The organism is Bradyrhizobium sp. (assembly GCF_049519115.1).
Taxonomy (GTDB): Bacteria; Pseudomonadota; Alphaproteobacteria; order Rhizobiales; family Xanthobacteraceae; genus Bradyrhizobium.
In genome coordinates this window covers 163,082-180,110 of record NZ_JBEKRB010000003.1, presented here as the reverse complement: position 1 = coordinate 180,110, position 17,029 = coordinate 163,082, and the positions used below count along the sequence as shown (strand labels likewise).

The 17,029-nt window shown below is 62.2% G+C and carries 18 protein-coding genes; 5 read left to right on the top strand and 13 right to left on the bottom strand.

Going from position 1 to position 17,029, the window contains the following annotated elements; genetic code table 11:
• Nucleotides 1-365: 365 nt before the first annotated feature.
• Together ABSE61_RS04265 and nth are read right to left on the bottom strand one after the other, a co-directional pair.
• Nucleotides 366-1,574: an ABC transporter substrate-binding protein gene (locus tag ABSE61_RS04265; RefSeq protein ID WP_423869818.1), complete on the bottom strand. Its 1,209-nt coding sequence runs from the start codon at nucleotides 1,572-1,574 to the stop codon at nucleotides 366-368.
• Nucleotides 1,575-1,729: 155 nt separating this feature from the next.
• The gene (gene nth, locus ABSE61_RS04260) at nucleotides 1,730-2,482 is read right to left on the bottom strand and encodes an endonuclease III (protein ID WP_423869817.1); all 753 of its coding nucleotides are present in this window, start codon (nucleotides 2,480-2,482) and stop codon (nucleotides 1,730-1,732) included.
• Nucleotides 2,483-2,668: 186 nt separating this feature from the next.
• Here nth and ABSE61_RS04255 point away from each other — a divergent pair, with 186 nt between their 5' ends.
• Both ABSE61_RS04255 and ABSE61_RS04250 read left to right on the top strand, forming a co-directional pair.
• The gene (locus ABSE61_RS04255; protein WP_423869816.1) at nucleotides 2,669-3,187 is read left to right on the top strand and encodes a DUF2244 domain-containing protein; all 519 of its coding nucleotides are present in this window, start codon (nucleotides 2,669-2,671) and stop codon (nucleotides 3,185-3,187) included.
• Nucleotides 3,188-3,301: 114 nt separating this feature from the next.
• A complete protein-coding gene (locus ABSE61_RS04250; protein ID WP_423869815.1) occupies nucleotides 3,302-4,198 on the top strand; it encodes a methylated-DNA--[protein]-cysteine S-methyltransferase in 897 nt (298 codons plus the stop codon).
• A 92-nt stretch (nucleotides 4,199-4,290) separates the two neighbouring features.
• Here ABSE61_RS04250 and ABSE61_RS04245 read toward each other — a convergent pair whose 3' ends face one another.
• From ABSE61_RS04245 to dnaK, 9 genes are all read right to left on the bottom strand, one after another.
• Entirely contained in the window at nucleotides 4,291-4,818 is a 528-nt protein-coding gene (locus ABSE61_RS04245) for a GNAT family N-acetyltransferase (RefSeq protein WP_423869814.1), read from the bottom strand.
• The gene (locus tag ABSE61_RS04240; RefSeq protein ID WP_423869813.1) at nucleotides 4,815-5,438 is read right to left on the bottom strand and encodes a 2,3-bisphosphoglycerate-dependent phosphoglycerate mutase; all 624 of its coding nucleotides are present in this window, start codon (nucleotides 5,436-5,438) and stop codon (nucleotides 4,815-4,817) included. The genes ABSE61_RS04245 and ABSE61_RS04240 overlap by 4 nt, the downstream gene beginning before the upstream one ends.
• A gap of 26 nt (nucleotides 5,439-5,464) precedes the next feature.
• Entirely contained in the window at nucleotides 5,465-6,280 is an 816-nt protein-coding gene (gene dapB / locus ABSE61_RS04235) for a 4-hydroxy-tetrahydrodipicolinate reductase (protein WP_423869812.1), read from the bottom strand.
• Between the two features lie 65 nt (nucleotides 6,281-6,345).
• Complete coding sequence (locus tag ABSE61_RS04230) at nucleotides 6,346-6,654, bottom strand: DUF1330 domain-containing protein (protein ID WP_423869811.1); 309 nt, start codon at nucleotides 6,652-6,654, stop codon at nucleotides 6,346-6,348.
• 105 nt (nucleotides 6,655-6,759) lie between these two features.
• Nucleotides 6,760-7,470, bottom strand: a complete 711-nt coding sequence (gene pyrF, locus ABSE61_RS04225; protein WP_423869810.1) for an orotidine-5'-phosphate decarboxylase — start codon at nucleotides 7,468-7,470, stop codon at nucleotides 6,760-6,762.
• Nucleotides 7,471-7,476: 6 nt separating this feature from the next.
• Nucleotides 7,477-8,055, bottom strand: a complete 579-nt coding sequence (locus ABSE61_RS04220) for an NADPH-dependent FMN reductase (RefSeq protein WP_423869809.1) — start codon at nucleotides 8,053-8,055, stop codon at nucleotides 7,477-7,479.
• Nucleotides 8,056-8,096: 41 nt separating this feature from the next.
• On the bottom strand, nucleotides 8,097-8,699 hold the full coding sequence (locus tag ABSE61_RS04215; RefSeq protein WP_423869808.1) for a class I SAM-dependent methyltransferase: 603 nt from the start codon (nucleotides 8,697-8,699) through the stop codon (nucleotides 8,097-8,099).
• Nucleotides 8,700-8,883: 184 nt separating this feature from the next.
• Nucleotides 8,884-10,008: a molecular chaperone DnaJ gene (gene dnaJ / locus ABSE61_RS04210; protein ID WP_423869807.1), complete on the bottom strand. Its 1,125-nt coding sequence runs from the start codon at nucleotides 10,006-10,008 to the stop codon at nucleotides 8,884-8,886.
• Nucleotides 10,009-10,150: 142 nt separating this feature from the next.
• On the bottom strand, nucleotides 10,151-12,052 hold the full coding sequence (gene dnaK, locus ABSE61_RS04205) for a molecular chaperone DnaK (protein WP_423869806.1): 1,902 nt from the start codon (nucleotides 12,050-12,052) through the stop codon (nucleotides 10,151-10,153).
• A gap of 407 nt (nucleotides 12,053-12,459) precedes the next feature.
• On the opposite strand from dnaK, the gene ABSE61_RS04200 reads away from it, so the two are divergent.
• On the top strand, nucleotides 12,460-13,368 hold the full coding sequence (locus ABSE61_RS04200) for a hypothetical protein (protein ID WP_423869977.1): 909 nt from the start codon (nucleotides 12,460-12,462) through the stop codon (nucleotides 13,366-13,368).
• Nucleotides 13,369-13,468: 100 nt separating this feature from the next.
• Nucleotides 13,469-14,185 (top strand): bifunctional nicotinamidase/pyrazinamidase, encoded by a 717-nt coding sequence (gene pncA / locus ABSE61_RS04195; RefSeq protein WP_423869805.1) that lies wholly within the window; start codon nucleotides 13,469-13,471, stop codon nucleotides 14,183-14,185.
• Nucleotides 14,186-14,354: 169 nt separating this feature from the next.
• Here pncA and grpE read toward each other — a convergent pair whose 3' ends face one another.
• Nucleotides 14,355-14,960, bottom strand: coding sequence for a nucleotide exchange factor GrpE (gene grpE, locus ABSE61_RS04190; protein ID WP_423869804.1), 606 nt, complete (start codon nucleotides 14,958-14,960; stop codon nucleotides 14,355-14,357).
• A gap of 95 nt (nucleotides 14,961-15,055) precedes the next feature.
• Nucleotides 15,056-16,144: a heat-inducible transcriptional repressor HrcA gene (gene hrcA, locus ABSE61_RS04185; protein WP_423869803.1), complete on the bottom strand. Its 1,089-nt coding sequence runs from the start codon at nucleotides 16,142-16,144 to the stop codon at nucleotides 15,056-15,058.
• A 171-nt stretch (nucleotides 16,145-16,315) separates the two neighbouring features.
• Between hrcA and rph the strand changes: the two genes are divergently transcribed.
• Nucleotides 16,316-17,029 carry a ribonuclease PH gene (gene rph / locus ABSE61_RS04180; protein WP_423869802.1) on the top strand — a complete coding sequence of 238 codons (714 nt, stop codon included), beginning with the start codon at nucleotides 16,316-16,318 and terminating at the stop codon, nucleotides 17,027-17,029.

The following is a 17,029-nucleotide window of genomic DNA, read 5'->3' as shown; positions in this document are numbered from 1 at the left end:
CTCCGAAAGCCATTTTTCGACTTCGGAGGGCTTGATAATTCGTTTTGGCGTGACGGGATTGAGCGTTCCAGCGCTGATCTCGGTTCCGGCCGCAATTTTGCCCGCAGCGAACCGTTTGGCCTCGGATTCGCTCGCAAACGTCTCCGAGCGGCGAGAATAATGCCCGGTCTTTTGGTCGTCCGGAAGATGAATCGAGACATACCACGTTTTACGATCGTTCTTGACCACGACGAACCGGTGACCCCCATGGCGACATTCCATGGAATGTAGTCGCGACGGATTGGCTACGGGTTCACCCGTGGACGGGAGTACCGCCGGGTCACAAATGCCGTGCAGACACAGCGTCAGGGACGGCAGCGCTTATGTCAGCGCGCCACCAGCGAACAGCCACCTTCCGCCAGCGACCGGAACGCCTGATCGCCGGGGATCGTCGCGAGAATCTTATAGTAGTCCCAAGGCCCTTTGGACTCCGCCGGCATTTTCACCTGCGCCAAATACATGTCGTGAACCAAGCGGCCGTCTTCGCGCAGTTTTCCGCCTTTGACGTAGAAATCGTTGACCGGGCGTTCCCGCATTTTCGCCATCACGGCCTTGGCCTCATCGGTGCCCGCGGCTGCAATCGCACCGAGATAATGGTTGATCGCGGAATAGACCGCCGCTTGCGGCATGGTGGGCATCCGGCCGAACCGCTCATAGAACCGCTTCGACCAGGCGCGGGTCTCTTCGTTGCGGTCCCAGTAGAACGCGGTGACGAACTTCAACCCTTGGGCTGCCTGAAGCTGCATGCTGTGCACGTCGGAGATGAACACCAGGAGCGAGACGATGGTCTGATTCTTGGTCAGGCCAAACTCGTTCGCCTGTTTGGTGGCGTTGACCATGTCGCCGCCGCCATTGGCAAAGGCCACGACCTTCGCGCCGGAAGCTTGAGCCTGTAACAGATACGAGCTGAAATCCGCGGTGTTGAGCGGATGACGCACGCTCCCGAGCACCTTGCCGCCGGCAGACTTCACCGCCGCCGTTGCGTCCGCCTCCAGCGAATGGCCGAAGGTGTAATCGACTGTCAGGAAGAACCAGCTATCGCGGCCCTCCGCCACGACCGCCTTCGCCAGGCTCGTGGTCAGCGCGTAAGAGTCATAGATCCAGGAGGCTTCGGTCGGCGTGCATGATTTGCCGGTAAAGGCGGTGCTTCCTATAGCTCCCCCGATCACAATTCGATTCTTCTCGGCGCCAAGTTGCGAGACCGCGAGCGCGACCGCCGAATGGTCGAACCCAATAGCCATGTCGACCTTGCCGACATCGAACCATTCGCGCGCGATGGCCGCACCGACGTCGGACTTGTTCTGGTGATCGCCCGACACAACCTCGATCGGCTTGCCGAGCACGGTGCCGCCGAAATCCTCCACCGCCATTTTGGCCGCGACCACCGAGCCCGGACCGCCAAGGTCCGCATAGAGCCCGGTTTGATCGTTGAGTACGCCGATCTTGACGACGTCCTCGGAGACTTGCGCACGCGCCTCGTGCGCCGCCGATCCCATGACCAATAGCGCCGAGACCAGCGCAATCCGCAGCCGCATGGCGTCTCTCCCGTTTGATGCGCCGCCCTTGATCCGGGCTTTGGCGCGTTGAGCGCGAGCCTAGGGTGCGTGGCTTTCCGGGACAAGTCCATGATGGGTTGCAGCGGTGCGGTTTTAGAGCGCGGCTTTCGTTTGAGGGCCTCGCTTGCGTTCGCCTAGATCGTCTTTTCCGGCCAGCGGCAGAGGTCGTTGATCAGACAGACCGCGCAACGCGGCTGACGCGCGAGACACGTGTAGCGGCCGTGCAGGATCAGCCAATGATGCGCGTGCAACATGAATTCCGCCGGGATCACGCGCTCGAGCCCCAATTCCACTTCCAGCGGCGTCTTGCCCGGTGCGAGGCCCGTGCGGTTGCCGACGCGGAATACGTGGGTGTCCACTGCCATGGTGCGTTCGCCGAAAGCCATGTTGAGCACGACGTTGGCGGTCTTGCGGCCGGCGCCCGGCAGTGATTCGATTTCCTCACGCGTGCGCGGCACCTCGCCACCGAACTCCCGGATCAGTTTCTCTGACAGCGCGATAACGTTTTTCGCTTTCGTACGATACAGACCGACGGTCTTGATGTAGTCGCGCAACTTTTCTTCACCGAGCGCGAGCATTTTTTGCGGCGTATCGGCAATCGGGAACAGAGCACGGGTCGCACGATTGACCCCGGCATCCGTCGCCTGCGCCGACAGCACCACCGCAACCAGGAGCGTGTAGGGATTGAGATGTTCCAATTCGCCCTTGGGCTCGGGATTGGCTTTGCGAAAACGTTCGAACGCCTCGCGCACCTCGGCCGGCGTCCAGGGTTTTGTTTTTTGGCCGCCTCGCGACGCCTTTGGCCTGGCCGCGACGGGCTTGCGAGACTTTTTGGCGATCGAGGCTTTGGCGGCCTTCGATTTAGTGGGGCGCGTGATTTTCGGCATAATCTAGTGTCCCGGTTCTGACATTCGTATCCCATCGCAGCGGGTTCGTTTACGAATGTCAGAACCAAAGGGACACTAGCAAATTGCAGTTTTCCCGTGGGGTTTTGGATTTGACATTCGCTTACGAACTCGCAGCGGTATCAATGCGAATGTCAAATCCACCAAACTGGTGTATAATAAGAGGTCATGACCGCAGGCAATGATTTTGATCCGAACGGCGAACCAGAGCTGTTTTCGGCGCGGCTGACGCCGCACCGCTCGCTCAACCGCACCGGTTTCCTGGTGGTGATGGCTTTTGTCAGCGTGGTAAGTTTCGCCGCCGGCGTCGCGTTCTTGCTGATGGGCGCCTGGCCCGTAGTCGGTTTTTTCGGCCTCGACGTGCTCGCGATCTACTGGGCGTTCCGTGTCAACTTTCGCCGCGCCAAAGCCAGCGAAGAAATCCGCCTGACGCCGTCTGAACTGTCTGTGCGGCGGATCAGCCACCGCGGCCATGTGGTGGAATTCACCTTCAATCCGTTGTGGGTACAGCTCGACCGCATCGCGCATGCGGAATTTGGCATCGAGCGGCTTTATCTGGTCTCGAAAGGCCGCCGGATCGCCATCGGCAGCTTTTTGGGAGCGGAGGAAAAAGAAAGCTTTTCCAATGCCTTGATTGCGGCGCTCCGGGCTGCCCGGCGCGGGCCGACCTATAATCCCATCAACTAGGCCCTTTTGTTTGACGCGTTTTCTTGACGCGAACCGGTACCCACTTCGCTCGAAAACGCTATGCCATCAGAAATCGGGTGGTTTGGAGCGCGCGGTGGCCCTAAATCAATTCCCATGATGACACTCGACATGAATGAGCTTCGCCTGGCCAAGCCGGGCACCCAGAACGCCGCGCTGCGCGACTACGACTCCGTGCGCCGGGCGATCGCCTTCATTTCCGAACGCTGGCGCACGCAGCCGACCATCGAAGCGATGGCGGAGGCGTCGAGCCTGACCCCGGATGAACTGCACCACCTGTTCCGGCGCTGGGCCGGCCTGACGCCGAAAGGTTTTATGCAGGCGCTGACGCTCGACCACGCCAAGAATCTCCTTCGCGATTCCGCCAGCGTACTCGACGCCGCGCTGGACTCCGGTCTTTCCGGCCCCGGCCGGCTGCACGACCTGTTCGTGACCCACGAGTCGATGTCCCCGGGCGAATGGAAGTCCGGCGGCGAAGGCATGACGCTGCGGTTCGGCTTTCATCCCTCGCCGTTCGGGACTGCGCTCGTGATCGCAAGCGAACGGGGTCTTGCCGGCCTCGCCTTTGCCGATCCGGGCGAAGAACCGGCGGCGCTCGACGACATGAGGAGACGCTGGCCGAAGGCAACCTATATCGAGGATTACCTCGCCACGGCTCCATTGGCTCAGCGCATCTTTGATAAAAAACTGTGGCGGCCGGAGCAGCCGTTGCGCGTGACGTTGATTGGCACCGACTTCGAGGTTCGGGTCTGGGAGACGCTGTTGAAGATCCCGATGGGTCATGCGGTCTGCTATTCGGACATCGCTAGGAAGATCGAGAGCCCGAAGGCCTCACGCGCCGTGGGGGCGGCGGTCGGCAAGAACCCGATCTCGTTCGTGGTGCCCTGCCATCGCGCGCTCGGCAAAAGCGGCGCGCTGACCGGCTATCACTGGGGCATCACCCGCAAACAGGCGATGATCGGCTGGGAAGCCGGCCAGGTCGGGTTGCAGTAGCCGCTGTCATTGCGAGCGAAGCGAAGCAATCCAGGAAAGAAGACTGGATTGCTTCGTCGCTGTCGCTCCTCGCAATGACGGAAGAGTCCTCACTACTCCAGCCGCTTCCACATGATCGCGGTGTCGCAAAGCCGGCCGTCCGGAAACAGCGTGTAGTCGGGAACGGTCCCGCTCTGTTGCCAGCCCGCCCGCAAATAAAGCCGATGCCCGCTTTCGCCCGGCACCGTATCGAGCACGAGCAGCCAGCGGCCGCGACGTCGCGCTTCCTCCTCGATCGCCGCCATCAGGGCAGCCCCAATGCCGCGGCCCCGCGCGGAACGGTGCACCAGCATCTTCTTGACGTCTGCGCGATGAGGCTGGTTGGGCGGCGTATCGAGCCCCAACTGCACGGTGCCGACGACCCGGCCGCCGAAAATTGCCGCCAGAAGAACGATATCGCCGGCAGCAACGCCGGCTGCGACTTTGTCAAAGAAGCTGCGTGCCTCGTCTTGCGAAAACGACGACATGAAGTTGACGCTGGCACCACCTGCGACGCAGTCTGTCAACACGTCAGCGAGTTCGTCCAGCGCGGAAGCGCCAACCGGCGCCGTGAGCGAGGTAATTTCAACGCCTGCAGTCACGCCGCCAAATCAAGCTTCGAGGCCACGGTGGCGTCGGCGTTCAGGCGATAGATAATGGGAACACCGGTGGCGAGTTCGCGCTTCAAGATGCCTTCCGGAGACAGCTTCTCCAGCACCATGATCAACGCGCGCAGCGAATTGCCGTGGGCTGCGACCAGCGTGCGCTCGCCGCGCAGCACGCAGGGAAGAATTTCCTGCACAAAATAAGGCAGCGTGCGTGCGAGCGTATCTTTCAAGCTTTCACCGCCCGGCGGCGGCACGTCGTAGGAGCGGCGCCAGATCAGCACCTGATCCTCGCCCCATTTCTTGCGCGCGTCATCCTTGTTGAGGCCGGAGAGATCGCCGTAGTCGCGCTCGTTGAGTGCGAGATGTTTGTGAACGGGAATTTTCGTCTGGCCGAGTTCGCCCAACATCAGGTCGAGCGTATGCTGGGCGCGCGTGAGCACGGAGGTGAAGGCAACGTCGAACACCAAGCCCTGAGCTTTGAGTTTGCGGGCGGCCTCCACGGCCTCCGCGACGCCCTGCTCGGTGAGATCAGGATCTTTCCAGCCGGTGAAGAGGTTCTTCAGATTCCATTCGCTCTGGCCGTGACGCACCAATACGAGAAGACGATCGCTCATATCTGAAAGCTTCCGTTGTGAACTGATCAGAAATTACCGAGCCCGAGTACATCGGCCATGGAATACAGCCCTGGCTTCTTGTCGCGCGCCCATAATGCCGCCTTCACCGCACCTTGCGCAAACATCGTGCGGTCCTCGGCGCGGTGGGTGAGTTCGATGCGCTCCATGGCGCCGGCAAAGATCACGCTGTGGTCGCCGGTGACGGAGCCGCCGCGCAAGGAGGCAAAGCCGATATCGCCGGTTCGCCGCGCGCCGGTTTCGCCATCGCGTCCGCGCGCTGAATGATCGCCGAGCGCAATGCCGCGGCCGGCGGCAGCGGCCTCGCCCAGCATCAGGGCCGTGCCCGAGGGCGCATCGATCTTGGAGCGGTGATGCATCTCGAGGATTTCGATGTCGAAGCTTTCGTCGAGCGACTGCGCCACGCGCTTGACCAGCGCGGCAAGCAGATTGACGCCGAGGCTCATATTGCCCGACTTCACGACGATGGCGCGCGAGGTGACGCTGCTGATCACGGCGTCATCCGAAGACGACAGCCCGGTGGTTCCGATGATATGCACGAGCCCGCGTTGTGCGGCGATCGCGACATTGGCAATGGTCGCGGCCGGCACCGTGAAATCGAGAATGCCGTCGGCATTCGCCGACATCGTCCAGAGATCGGCGGATAGCTCGACGCCATTGGCAGGCAAGCCCGCGAGCACGCCGGAATCCTTGCCCAACAGTTCGGAACCCGGCGCTTCCAGCGCTCCGGCCAACACCGCGCCTTCGGTCTGGGAAATGACGCGCGTCAACGCCCGGCCCATACGGCCGCCGGCTCCCGCAACGATCAAACGCATCTCGGACATGGCTATAATCCTCTCCCTTGCCCTATACCGGGCAAGGAGTGTTCCAGCAACCGATCAGGCCCCAATCAAGCTCCCGGTTGCGGGCCGTCATAGCCTTCAATGATCACGAGATCGCCTTCGGAATGCGGGCTGCGGAGCGCGACGAGGCGAACATATTCGGGCGAATTATAGCAGGCGATCGCGGTCTCATAATCCTTGAACTCGATCACCACATTGCGGGTCCGCGACGAGCCTTCCTTGGCGACGTGCCGGCCGGCGCGCACCAGAAACTTGCCGCCATATTTCGCGAATACCGCGCCGTTCTGCGCGACATATTCCTTGTAGCCGTCGGGATTGTGCACATCGATGCGGGCGATCCAGTAGCCTTTTACCATATGCGTCTCCTTTTCTTGTCGGAACTACAGAAGCACCCACCCGGTCAGCTCTCCCCACGGGAGAGGGAGCACACTTTCGATCTGGAAATAGTGACCTGTCAAACCTCACCCAAGCGCTTGCGCGATCTCGGCCTGTATCGAATCCGCCGCCGCCTTCGGATCGGCCGCTTCCACGATCGGCCGGCCGACCACGAGATAATCGGCACCGGCTGCAATGGCGCGGGCCGGCGTCATGATGCGCTTCTGGTCGCCGCTTGCGCTACCGGCCGGCCGGATGCCCGGCGTGACCAGGCTCATCCGGTCGCCAACGATCCTGCGCAGCGCAGTTGCTTCCTCGGGTGAGCATACAATCCCGTCGACGCCGAGCTCTTTGGCTTGATGCGTGCGGGTCGCCACGAGATCGGCGATGGTGTGCCGGTATCCGGCGTCCTGCAGATCCGCCTCGTTGTAGGAGGTGAGGACGGTAACGGCGAGAATCTTCGAACCTGAATTGCCTCGCGCCTCCACCGCCGCCTGCATGGTCTGCGGGTAGGCATGCACCGTGAGAAATGTCGCGCCGAGCGACGAAAGGCTCTCGACGCCGCGCGCCACGGTATTGCCGATGTCGTGCAGTTTGAGATCGACGAACACCTTCTTGCCGGAGGCCGTGAGTGGACCTACCAGCGACAGCCCGCCGGCATAAGCGAGCTGATAGCCGATCTTGTAGAAGGTGACGCTGTCGCCGAAACGCGCGATCATCGCCTCCGCCTGATCCACGCCGGGCAGATCGAGCGCCACGATCAGCCGGTCTTTTGAGGCGATGGTGGACAACGGCATGTTACCTCACATCAGGCGCTGGGAGATGTCGATCAACTGCCGCACCATGGCAGCCATCGCCTCGATATCGGGCGGATGTTTCAGACGGTCCCTATCGTCATAGGCCTCGTCGGCGAAGGCAAGCGCCAGCTGGTTCGGAATCACAAGGGCGTGGCATGCAGACAGGATCAACCGCAGCGCCGCCAGCGCCCGTGAAGCGCCGAGCCGGCCGTGCGAGGCGCCGGCCACCGCAAAGGCGCGGTCGCGAAACACCTCACCCCGGCTTTCATGCGTATCCTGCACGCGGCTGACCCAGTCGATCGCGTTCTTGAGCAACGCTGGAACCGACGAATTATATTCCGGCGTGACGATCAGGACGCCATGATGGGTGCCGATCATTCGCTTGAGATCGACGGCATTCTTCGGCACGCCCGATCTTGTTTGCAGGTCGCCGTCATAGATCGGCAGCGGATAATCGGCGAGCGAAAGCCGGGTCACTTCGACGCCGGATTGCGCGAATTGATGAGCGGCCACGGCAGCCAGCTTCGCGTTGAGCGAGCCTGTCCGCAGCGAAGCGGGGATCACCAGGATTTTCAGCGCACCCATGATTTAAATCGCTTCAGCTCAAACCGCCGACCGGGCGGTTATCAGCCCTTGCGATACACCCAGACGCGGGCCGGCGGAAGGTTGATCCAGACCCGCTCGGAAGCCTCGGTGGAAACACCGGGCAGCGACCTCGGGATCGGCGGCGCGACCGAATAGGTGAATTGCACGAAGGGAGCGCCCGGGGCGAGCGCCAGAAAGGCGTCGCGAATGAGTCGCAGCCGCGTCTGCATCGGCTTGGTCACCAGCGGCAGGCCGGACACGACCGCGGAAGCCGGCGAGCTCAGCACTTCACGCAGCGAGTCGCGGAGCCGGTAGGCATCGCCCTGAATGACCTCTGCCTGCGGATAGCGGTCGCGCAGCAATGCGCAGAAGCCGGGATTATATTCGACCAGTACCAGCCGCTTCTGATCGACGCCGCGCGCGATCAGAGCGTTGGTGATCGCGCCGGTGCCCGGCCCAAGCTCGACAACGGGCGCATCCGAGTCAACGTCGACATATTGGGCCATGGTGCGCGCAAGCACGCGGCCCGACGGCATCACCGCTCCCATATGAAGCGGCTTTTCGATCCATGACCGGAGGAAACGAACTTCGTCATCAAGACGAAGCGGCTTCTTCAACGCACGCACGGACGATTGCAAGGGCATGTCGCTACCAGGCGGGACCGCTCTTAGCGGCGGTGTCAGAAAACAGTCACAAAGAGGTATAGGTAGCAAGCGACCCGGTCAAGCAAAACGCGCTTTCGAGCAATTTCCGAAACGCCAACGATTCGCTAATAAAGCTTTGCGCTCACTGTTCTTTTGCGCGCATGCATAACTGCCCCGGCATGATCTACGTGCTGGCGCGGCTGCCGAAGAAGTCTTTGACCTTGGCAAAGAAACCCGCAGCCTCGGGCTGGGTTGCACCGGAAGATAATTTTTCGAACTCGGCCAGCAATTCCTGCTGTTTCTTGGTCAGGTTTTGCGGCGTTTCAACCACGACCTGGACATACATATCGCCGGTCTGGCGCGAACGCAGCACCGGCATGCCCTTTGATGCAATGCGGAAACGCCGGCCCGACTGGGTTCCCGAAGGGATCTTCACCTTGGTCTTGTCCTTGTCGATGGTCGGCACCTCGAAATCGCCGCCAAGCGCTGCGGTCACCATCGAGATCGGCACCCGGCAATACAGGTCCGCGCCCTCGCGCTGGAAGAACTCATGCGTGGTCAACGACAGGAAAATATAGAGGTCGCCGGCAGGCCCGCCGCGCAGGCCCGCTTCGCCTTCGCCAGCCAGACGAATGCGCGTGCCGTCTTCGACGCCTTGCGGAATGTTGACCGAGAGCGTCCGCTCGCGTGTCATCCGGCCCGAGCCCGAGCAGGACGGACAGGGATCCTCGATCATCTGGCCGCGGCCCTGACACCCCGGGCAGGTCCGCTCCAGCGTGAAAAACCCCTGCGCCTGCCGCACCCGTCCCGCGCCACCGCACATGCCGCAGGCCTTCGGCTTGGTGCCGGCCTTGGCGCCGATGCCCGAGCAGGATTCGCAGGTGACAGAAACCGGAATTTCGATCTGGGCGGTCTTGCCCTGGAAGGCTTCCTCCAGGGTGATTTCCATGTTGTAGCGCAAGTCGGCGCCGCGCTCGCGGCCGCCACGGGAGCGCTGGTTAGCCATGCCGAACAGGTCTTCGAAAATATCCGAAAAGGAGGAAGCAAAGCCGGCGCCGAAGCCCGGGCCACCGCCGCCCTGCTCGAAAGCGGCATGGCCGAACCGGTCGTAGGCGGCGCGCTTGTCGCCGTCCTTGAGTACCTCGTAGGCCTCGTTGATTTCCTTGAAACGGATTTCGCTGGTGGCGTCGCCCGGATTCTTGTCCGGATGCCATTTCATCGCCAGCTTGCGAAAGGACGCCTTGAGTTTGGATTCGTCCGCGTTGCGTTCGACTTCAAGGGTTTCGTAATAACAGCGCTTGGTGGACATCCGTCAAACCCGCCCGAAGTTCATCCTTAGGTGCCGAAGGGTGCGGCTCACAATGCCGCCTTCGGCTTAACGAAAAATAACCCCCACTCTTTCGAGACGCCATTGCGCGCACTCGCAAGAATGGGGGTCATGACTCGCTGCCTTAAGCAGATTTCTTGTTGTTCTTGTCGTCGTCGACTTCGGTGAATTCCGCGTCGACCACGTCGTCCTTGGCGGCGTCCTTGGCCGCATCGGCCTCGGCCTGCTGCTTGTACATGGCCTCACCGAGCTTCATCGAGGCCTGCGCCAGCGTGTTGCTCTTGGCCTTGATCGCCTCGGCGTCGTCGCCCTTCAGCGCTTCCTTCAAATCGCCGACCGCATCCTCGATGGCGCGGCGTTCGGTATCGGCGACCTTCGAGCCATGCTCGGCCAGCGCCTTCTCGGTGGAATGCACCAGCGCATCGGCGTGGTTCTTGGCGTCGACCGCTTCACGGCGCTTCTTGTCGTCGGCCGCATTGGCCTCGGCATCCTTGACCATCTTGTCGATGTCGGATTCGGACAGACCGCCGGATGCCTGGATCCGGATCTGCTGTTCCTTGCCCGTCGCCTTGTCCTTGGCGGAGACGTTGACGATGCCGTTGGCGTCGATGTCGAAGGTCACCTCGATCTGCGGCATGCCGCGCGGCGCCGGCGGAATGCCCATCAGGTCGAACTGGCCGAGCATCTTGTTGTCGGCCGCCATCTCGCGCTCGCCCTGGAAGACGCGGATGGTGACCGCGTTCTGGTGATCCTCGGCGGTCGAGAAGACCTGGCTCTTCTTGGTCGGGATCGTGGTGTTGCGGTCGATGATGCGGGTGAAAACGCCACCCAGCGTCTCGATGCCGAGCGACAGCGGCGTGACGTCGAGCAGCAGCACGTCCTTGACGTCGCCTTGCAGCACGCCGGCCTGGATCGCCGCACCGATCGCCACGACTTCATCGGGGTTGACGCCCTTGTGCGGCTCCTTGCCGAACAACTGCTTCACGACTTCCTGCACCTTCGGCATGCGGGTCATGCCGCCGACCAGCACCACTTCGCCGATTTCACCGGCAGTGAGGCCGGCATCCTTCAGCGCCTTGCGGCAGGGCTCGATGGTCTTCTGCACGAGGTCGTCGACCAGCGCCTCGAATTTGGCGCGCGTCAGTTTCATCGTCAGATGCTTCGGGCCGGTCTGGTCCGCCGTGATGAACGGCAGGTTGATTTCGGTCTGCGTGGTCGACGACAATTCGATCTTGGCCTTTTCGGCGGCCTCTTTCAGGCGCTGCAGAGCGAGCTTGTCGTTGCGCAGGTTGATGCCCTGCTCCTTCTGGAACTCGTCGGCGAGATAACCGACCAGCCGCATGTCGAAGTCTTCGCCGCCGAGGAAGGTGTCGCCGTTGGTCGACTTCACCTCGAACACGCCGTCGCCGATTTCGAGAATCGAAATATCGAAGGTGCCGCCGCCGAGGTCGTACACCGCGATGGTGCCGGTCTTGGTCTTGTCGAGACCATAGGCCAGCGCAGCCGCTGTCGGCTCATTGATGATGCGCAGCACCTCAAGACCGGCAATCTTGCCAGCATCCTTGGTTGCCTGACGCTGGGCGTCGTTGAAATAAGCGGGAACGGTGATGACCGCCTGATCGACCTTCTGGCCGAGATGAGCTTCCGCGGTCTCCTTCATCTTTTGCAGGATGAAGGCGGAAATCTGCGAGGGAGAGTAGGTCTTGCCGTCGGCCTCGACCCAGGCATCGCCGTTGGACGCCTTTACGATCTTGTAGGGGACAAGCTTCTTGTCCTTTTCCACCATCGGATCGTCGTAGCGGCGGCCGACCAGGCGCTTGACCGCGAAGAAGGTCCGCTCGGGATTGGTGACAGCCTGGCGCTTCGCCGGCTGACCGACGAGGCGTTCGCCGTCGTCGCTAAAGGCCACGATCGACGGCGTCGTCCGCATGCCCTCCGCGTTTTCGATGACTTTCGCAGTCTTGCCATCCATTACGGCGACGCACGAATTCGTGGTGCCGAGATCGATCCCAATGACCTTTCCCATGGTCCTCATATCCTTCTTTTTGCGGCAGGTCGGCTGGGCCCTGACGGCGCCCTGATCCGGACCCCCAACGATCAAATACTCGCGATATTGCGACGGTGAGCCTCATATAGGAGGGGGGGCATGGCCTGCAAGGAGGTTAGCGCAACCTTCGTCCGTCAAGCCCCTCAACTTTTAAAGATAGTTTCGAAACGAGACGATAGGCCGGGCCCTCCCGGCAAGGCCCCAAAGGCCTGCCATGACCCTCACCGCCGCTGTCGCAAGGGCGACAAACCCGCTAAAAGCGGTCGAATCGATGCCGACGGCTTCTCAAGCCTATCGATCGTCGAACGGCCCCAAACAAGTCGAGTGGATTGCCGATGAAACACCCCCGCCTGTTTTCCGTCCTGGCTTTCCTGGCGTTCCTCGTCATGGCCCCCCTTCTGGCAGCTACGGGAAGCGCCCGTGCCGCCGACCCGGTTTTTCCCCCGGGAGGCCGGATCGGGATGACGCCGCTGGTCGGCCTCGTCCCCGCCAAGGCCTTCACCGGCTTCGAGACGGAAGACCAGAGCGTCAAGGTGCTGATCGCGGAGCTTCCCGCGGCCGCCTACGGCGAGGTCATGAATGCGTTCAAGACCAATCCGGCGATCCCTGCCGGCGTCAAGCCCGAGAGCCTCGAGACATCGGCGGGAACGGCCTATTACACTGCCGAAACCAGCAAAAACACGTCCGGCGTGTTCCGCCACTACTCGATGATTCTCTCAGGCGGCACCTTCTCCGGCCTTGTCGAGATCCAGGTCCCAGAGAACGCCACCAGGATCTACAGCGACGATGCGGTCCGCCAGATGCTGGCGTCCGCCACAATCCGCAAGGAAGTTCCGATTGCCGAGCAACTCGCGCTGATGCCGTTCAAGGTCGACAGTCTCGGCGACTTCAAGAATGTTCGGGCGCTGGGAGCGACCGGCGCCCTGCTGCTCGCCGACGGCGATGAGACCGCGGGCTTCGAGCTCGCCCCCTTCATGGTAATCGGTCTGATGCCGTCGACGCCCACACAACCTGACGACCGCGCCCGTTTCGCCGAGCAGGCCGCGCGCGCCATTCCCGGAATGCACAGCGGGCGGATCACGATGTCCGAGCCGGTCCGCATCGACGGGATGGCCGGGTATGAGACGCGGATCGATGCCACCAGCGGCCGGGACGATACGCCGGTCACGCTGGTGCAATGGCTGCGCTTCGGCGGCCAGGGCTCCCTTCGAATCATCGGCAGCGCGCCGCGCGACCAATGGGAGAAGGCCTTTCCGCGTTTCCGCGCGGTCCGCGACGGGGTCGAACCGCGCTAGTGGTCCACGATCACGATACAGGCAGACAAGCCGCTTCTTTGACCTTCCGCCGCCAACCTGATTTGCTAACGTCATCCGACAGAGAGAGGGGACCGGCATCATGATGGACCGAAGACAGACACTCGCAGCGCTGGGAAGCCTGGCCTTGACCGCGGTCGCCGCGCGACCCGTTTGGGCGGCGGCCTCGATCAAGATCGATGACGCTTCCGCGCTGCTCGTGATCGATGTGCAAAACTGCTTCCTGCCGGGCGGCAGCCTCGCCGTGAAAGACGGCGATCAGGTTGTGCCGGTCATCAACAAGCTCGCCAAGGGATTCACCAACGTCGTGATAACGCAGGACTGGCACACGGTCGGCCACGTCTCGTTCGCTTCCACACATTCCGGCAAGAAGCCGTTTGAGACCATCGATCTTCCTTACGGCAAGCAGGTGCTGTGGCCCGATCACTGCGTTCAGGGCACCGACGGCGCCTCGCTCTCGAAAGACCTTTCGATCCCGCAGGCCGAGCTTGTGATCCGCAAAGGCTACCACAAGGACGTCGACAGCTATTCCGCCTTCACCGAGGCCGACGGCAAGACGACGACGGGGCTTGCCGCCTATCTCAAGGCACGCAAGCTGCAAAAGCTTTTCATCGCAGGACTTGCGACCGATTTCTGTGTGGCGTGGACGGCGACGGACGCGCGAAAGGCCGGCTTCGAAGCCTATGTCATCGAGGACGCCTGCCGCGGCATCGACACCCAGGGCTCGCTCGCCAAGGCCTGGGCGGATATGGCCAAGGCCGGCGTGAAGCGAATCCAGTCCGGCGATATCGCAGTGTAGTCTCCCGTTCTTCGTCATGCCCGCGCTGGTCGCGGGCATCCACGTCTTGGGCGTAGAAAAAGGAAGACATGGATGGCCGGGTCATATGCGAGCGGAAGCGACGCCGTTCTTCGAACGGCTGTGCCGGCCATGACAAGCGGAGAAGTTCGCGCTTTATGGATTAGCGGATTTAATTCTGCTGTTCCGCCGCTGGCGCTGCTTTCGCCCCGCCTTTGGAAACACCGACCAGCGCCGGGCGCAGCACCCGTTCGCCGATCATGTAGCCAGCCTGGACGACCTGCACCACCGTGCCTGACGGCACTGAAGCATCGGGAACCTCGTACATCGCCTGCTGGAAGTTCGGATTGAACTTCTCTCCTAGCGGATCGAACTTCTTGACGCCGTTTTTCTCCAGCGCGCTGAGCAGCGAGCGTTCGGTCAACTCGACGCCCTCGATCAGCGACTTCAGCAAAGGATCGGCGGACTCCCGGGTCTCGACCGGAACCGCATCGATGGTGCGCTGAAGACTATCGGCAATGTCGAGCACATCGCGGGCAAAGCCGGTAATTCCATAAATCTTGGAGTCGGCAACCTCGCGCCGGGTCCGCTGACGGAGATTCTCCATTTCGGCGAGCGTCCGCAGCATCTTGTCGCGCAGGTCCGCGGCTTCCTTGGCGAGCGCCTCGGCCGATCCCGGCTCGGGATCGTCGGGCATGATGTAGGGCTTGGAAACCATGGGCTCCGCTCCTTGCTCCGGACCGGCCGAATTGTCGTTTTGCCCGCTGGGATCGGTCATGCGGTATCCTTCTCGAAAATCGTCTTTTGGATAGCCTTAAGGATCGGATTGCTGGGCCGGATATCGTGCTTTAGCGGCCGAAAATCAAGCGCTGATCACCCGCCCAGCAAGCGACTGACGATCCGGGCCGCATAGTCCACGGTCGGGATCACGCGCGCATAATTGAGCCTGGTCGGCCCGATCACCCCGAGAACACCGACGATCTTGCCGGCGCCATCCCGGTAAGGCGCGATGATGGTGGAAGAACCGGACAGCGAAAACAGCTTGTTCTCCGAACCGATGAAAATCCTCACCCCCTCGGCGCTTTCGGCCCGGCCGAGGAGATCGACCACTCCGCGCTTGGTCTCGAGATCGTCGAACAGCAGCCGAACGCGTTCGAGATCTTCGAGCGCGTGGAGATCTTCGAGCAGATTGGCGTGACCGCGCACGATCAGTTGCCGATCCTCGCTTTCGCCGCCGGACCAGCTGGCAAGTCCCGCCGCGATCACCTTCTGCGTCAGCTGATCGAGTTCGGCACGGTCCTGCGTCAGCGCGGTTTCGAGCTCGAGGCGGGCTTCCGCCAGCGTTCGCCCCCGGATCCGCGCATTGAGGAAATTGGTCGCTTCGATCAGCGCCGAAGAAGGAACGCCCGGCGGCAAGGCCAGCACACGATTTTCGACCTGGCCGTCTTCGCCGACCAGCACGACCAGTGCGCGTTCCGGTTCCAGGCGAACGAACTCGATGTGCTTCAGCCGCGAATTGGATTTGCCGGTCAACACCACGGCGGCCGCGCGCGTAAGGCCCGAGAGCCGGGTCAGCGCCTCGCCCAATGCAGCCTCGACCGATTGCGCCTTGCCGACGGAAGCGAGTTGGGTCTGGATCGATTGCCGCTCGGCTTCGGTGAGATCGCCGACCTGCATCAGGGCATCGACAAAGAACCGCAGGCCGATTTCGGTCGGCAGCCGCCCGGCCGAGGTATGCGGCGCATAGATCAGCCCGAGCGCTTCGAGATCGGCCATCACATTGCGCACCGAGGCCGGCGACAGCGGAACCGCGATCAGGCGTGAGATGTTGCGCGAGCCAACGGGTTCGCCGGTCGCCAGATAGCTCTCGACGATCTGGCGGAAGATATCCCGCGAACGCTCGTTGAGCTGGGCAAGCCCGGCACGCGATGCGATCAGGCCGATCGGTTCGTGGTGAACCAAAAATCAAACTCCCGACGTTTTCAGCTCTGATTTTGTCCCCGCGGGAAGCCAGTGACAAGCACGCAATGATCGCCAAACAAAGGCCAAAGCCCTTGCCGCTGCCCTTTCCCCCTCCTACAAGCACGGCAAACGCATCTCAAATGCATCTGTTGGTTAATTTTGGAGGTTTTCATGCGGCCAAGCCGCCGTGCGCCGGATGAACTGCGCGCCGTGTCGCTGGAACGCGGCGCGGTCAAATATGCCGAAGGCTCCTGCCTCGTGAAGTTCGGCGACACCCATGTTCTGGTGACGGCGACGCTGGAAGAGCGCTTGCCGTCGTGGCTCAAGGGCCAGGGCCGCGGCTGGGTGACGGCCGAATACGGCATGCTGCCGCGGGCGACGCTGGAACGCACCCGGCGGGAGGCCTCCAGTGGCAAGCAAAGCGGCCGCACCGTCGAAATCCAGCGGCTGATCGGCCGCTCGCTGCGCGCAACGCTTGACCTCGAAGCGCTCGGCGAACGTCAGATCACGGTGGATTGCGACGTGCTGCAAGCCGACGGTGGCACTCGGACCGCGTCGATCACCGGCGCCTGGGTCGCGCTCGCCGACTGCATCGCCTGGATGAAGGCGCGCAACATGATCAAGACCAATGTGCTGCGCGACCACGTCGCCGCCATCTCCTGCGGCATCTATAACGGTACTCCAGTGCTTGACCTCGATTACGCCGAGGATTCAAACGCCGAGACCGACGCCAATTTCGTCATGACCGGCGACGGGCGCATCATCGAGGTGCAGGGCACGGCGGAGAAGACGCCGTTCTCGCAAGAGGAGTTCCTGGCGCTGATGGCGCTGGCGCAGAAGGGCGTCTCCAAGCTCGTGGACTTGCAGAAGATAGCCGTGGGCTAG

What these genes read in the sequence shown, in the direction of transcription:
- ABSE61_RS04265 (WP_423869818.1), bottom strand. Translation starts at nt 1,574, where the DNA reads ATGCGGCTGCGGATTGCGCTGGTCTCGGCGCTATTGGTCATGGGATCG.
- nth (WP_423869817.1), bottom strand. Translation starts at nt 2,482, where the DNA reads ATGCCGAAAATCACGCGCCCCACTAAATCGAAGGCCGCCAAAGCCTCG.
- ABSE61_RS04255 (WP_423869816.1), top strand. Translation starts at nt 2,669, where the DNA reads ATGACCGCAGGCAATGATTTTGATCCGAACGGCGAACCAGAGCTGTTT.
- ABSE61_RS04250 (WP_423869815.1), top strand. Translation starts at nt 3,302, where the DNA reads ATGATGACACTCGACATGAATGAGCTTCGCCTGGCCAAGCCGGGCACC.
- ABSE61_RS04240 (WP_423869813.1), bottom strand. Translation starts at nt 5,438, where the DNA reads ATGAGCGATCGTCTTCTCGTATTGGTGCGTCACGGCCAGAGCGAATGG.
- dapB (WP_423869812.1), bottom strand. Translation starts at nt 6,280, where the DNA reads ATGTCCGAGATGCGTTTGATCGTTGCGGGAGCCGGCGGCCGTATGGGC.
- ABSE61_RS04230 (WP_423869811.1), bottom strand. Translation starts at nt 6,654, where the DNA reads ATGGTAAAAGGCTACTGGATCGCCCGCATCGATGTGCACAATCCCGAC.
- pyrF (WP_423869810.1), bottom strand. Translation starts at nt 7,470, where the DNA reads ATGCCGTTGTCCACCATCGCCTCAAAAGACCGGCTGATCGTGGCGCTC.
- ABSE61_RS04220 (WP_423869809.1), bottom strand. Translation starts at nt 8,055, where the DNA reads ATGGGTGCGCTGAAAATCCTGGTGATCCCCGCTTCGCTGCGGACAGGC.
- ABSE61_RS04215 (WP_423869808.1), bottom strand. Translation starts at nt 8,699, where the DNA reads ATGCCCTTGCAATCGTCCGTGCGTGCGTTGAAGAAGCCGCTTCGTCTT.
- dnaJ (WP_423869807.1), bottom strand. Translation starts at nt 10,008, where the DNA reads ATGTCCACCAAGCGCTGTTATTACGAAACCCTTGAAGTCGAACGCAAC.
- dnaK (WP_423869806.1), bottom strand. Translation starts at nt 12,052, where the DNA reads ATGGGAAAGGTCATTGGGATCGATCTCGGCACCACGAATTCGTGCGTC.
- ABSE61_RS04200 (WP_423869977.1), top strand. Translation starts at nt 12,460, where the DNA reads ATGGCCCCCCTTCTGGCAGCTACGGGAAGCGCCCGTGCCGCCGACCCG.
- pncA (WP_423869805.1), top strand. Translation starts at nt 13,469, where the DNA reads ATGATGGACCGAAGACAGACACTCGCAGCGCTGGGAAGCCTGGCCTTG.
- grpE (WP_423869804.1), bottom strand. Translation starts at nt 14,960, where the DNA reads ATGACCGATCCCAGCGGGCAAAACGACAATTCGGCCGGTCCGGAGCAA.
- rph (WP_423869802.1), top strand. Translation starts at nt 16,316, where the DNA reads ATGCGGCCAAGCCGCCGTGCGCCGGATGAACTGCGCGCCGTGTCGCTG.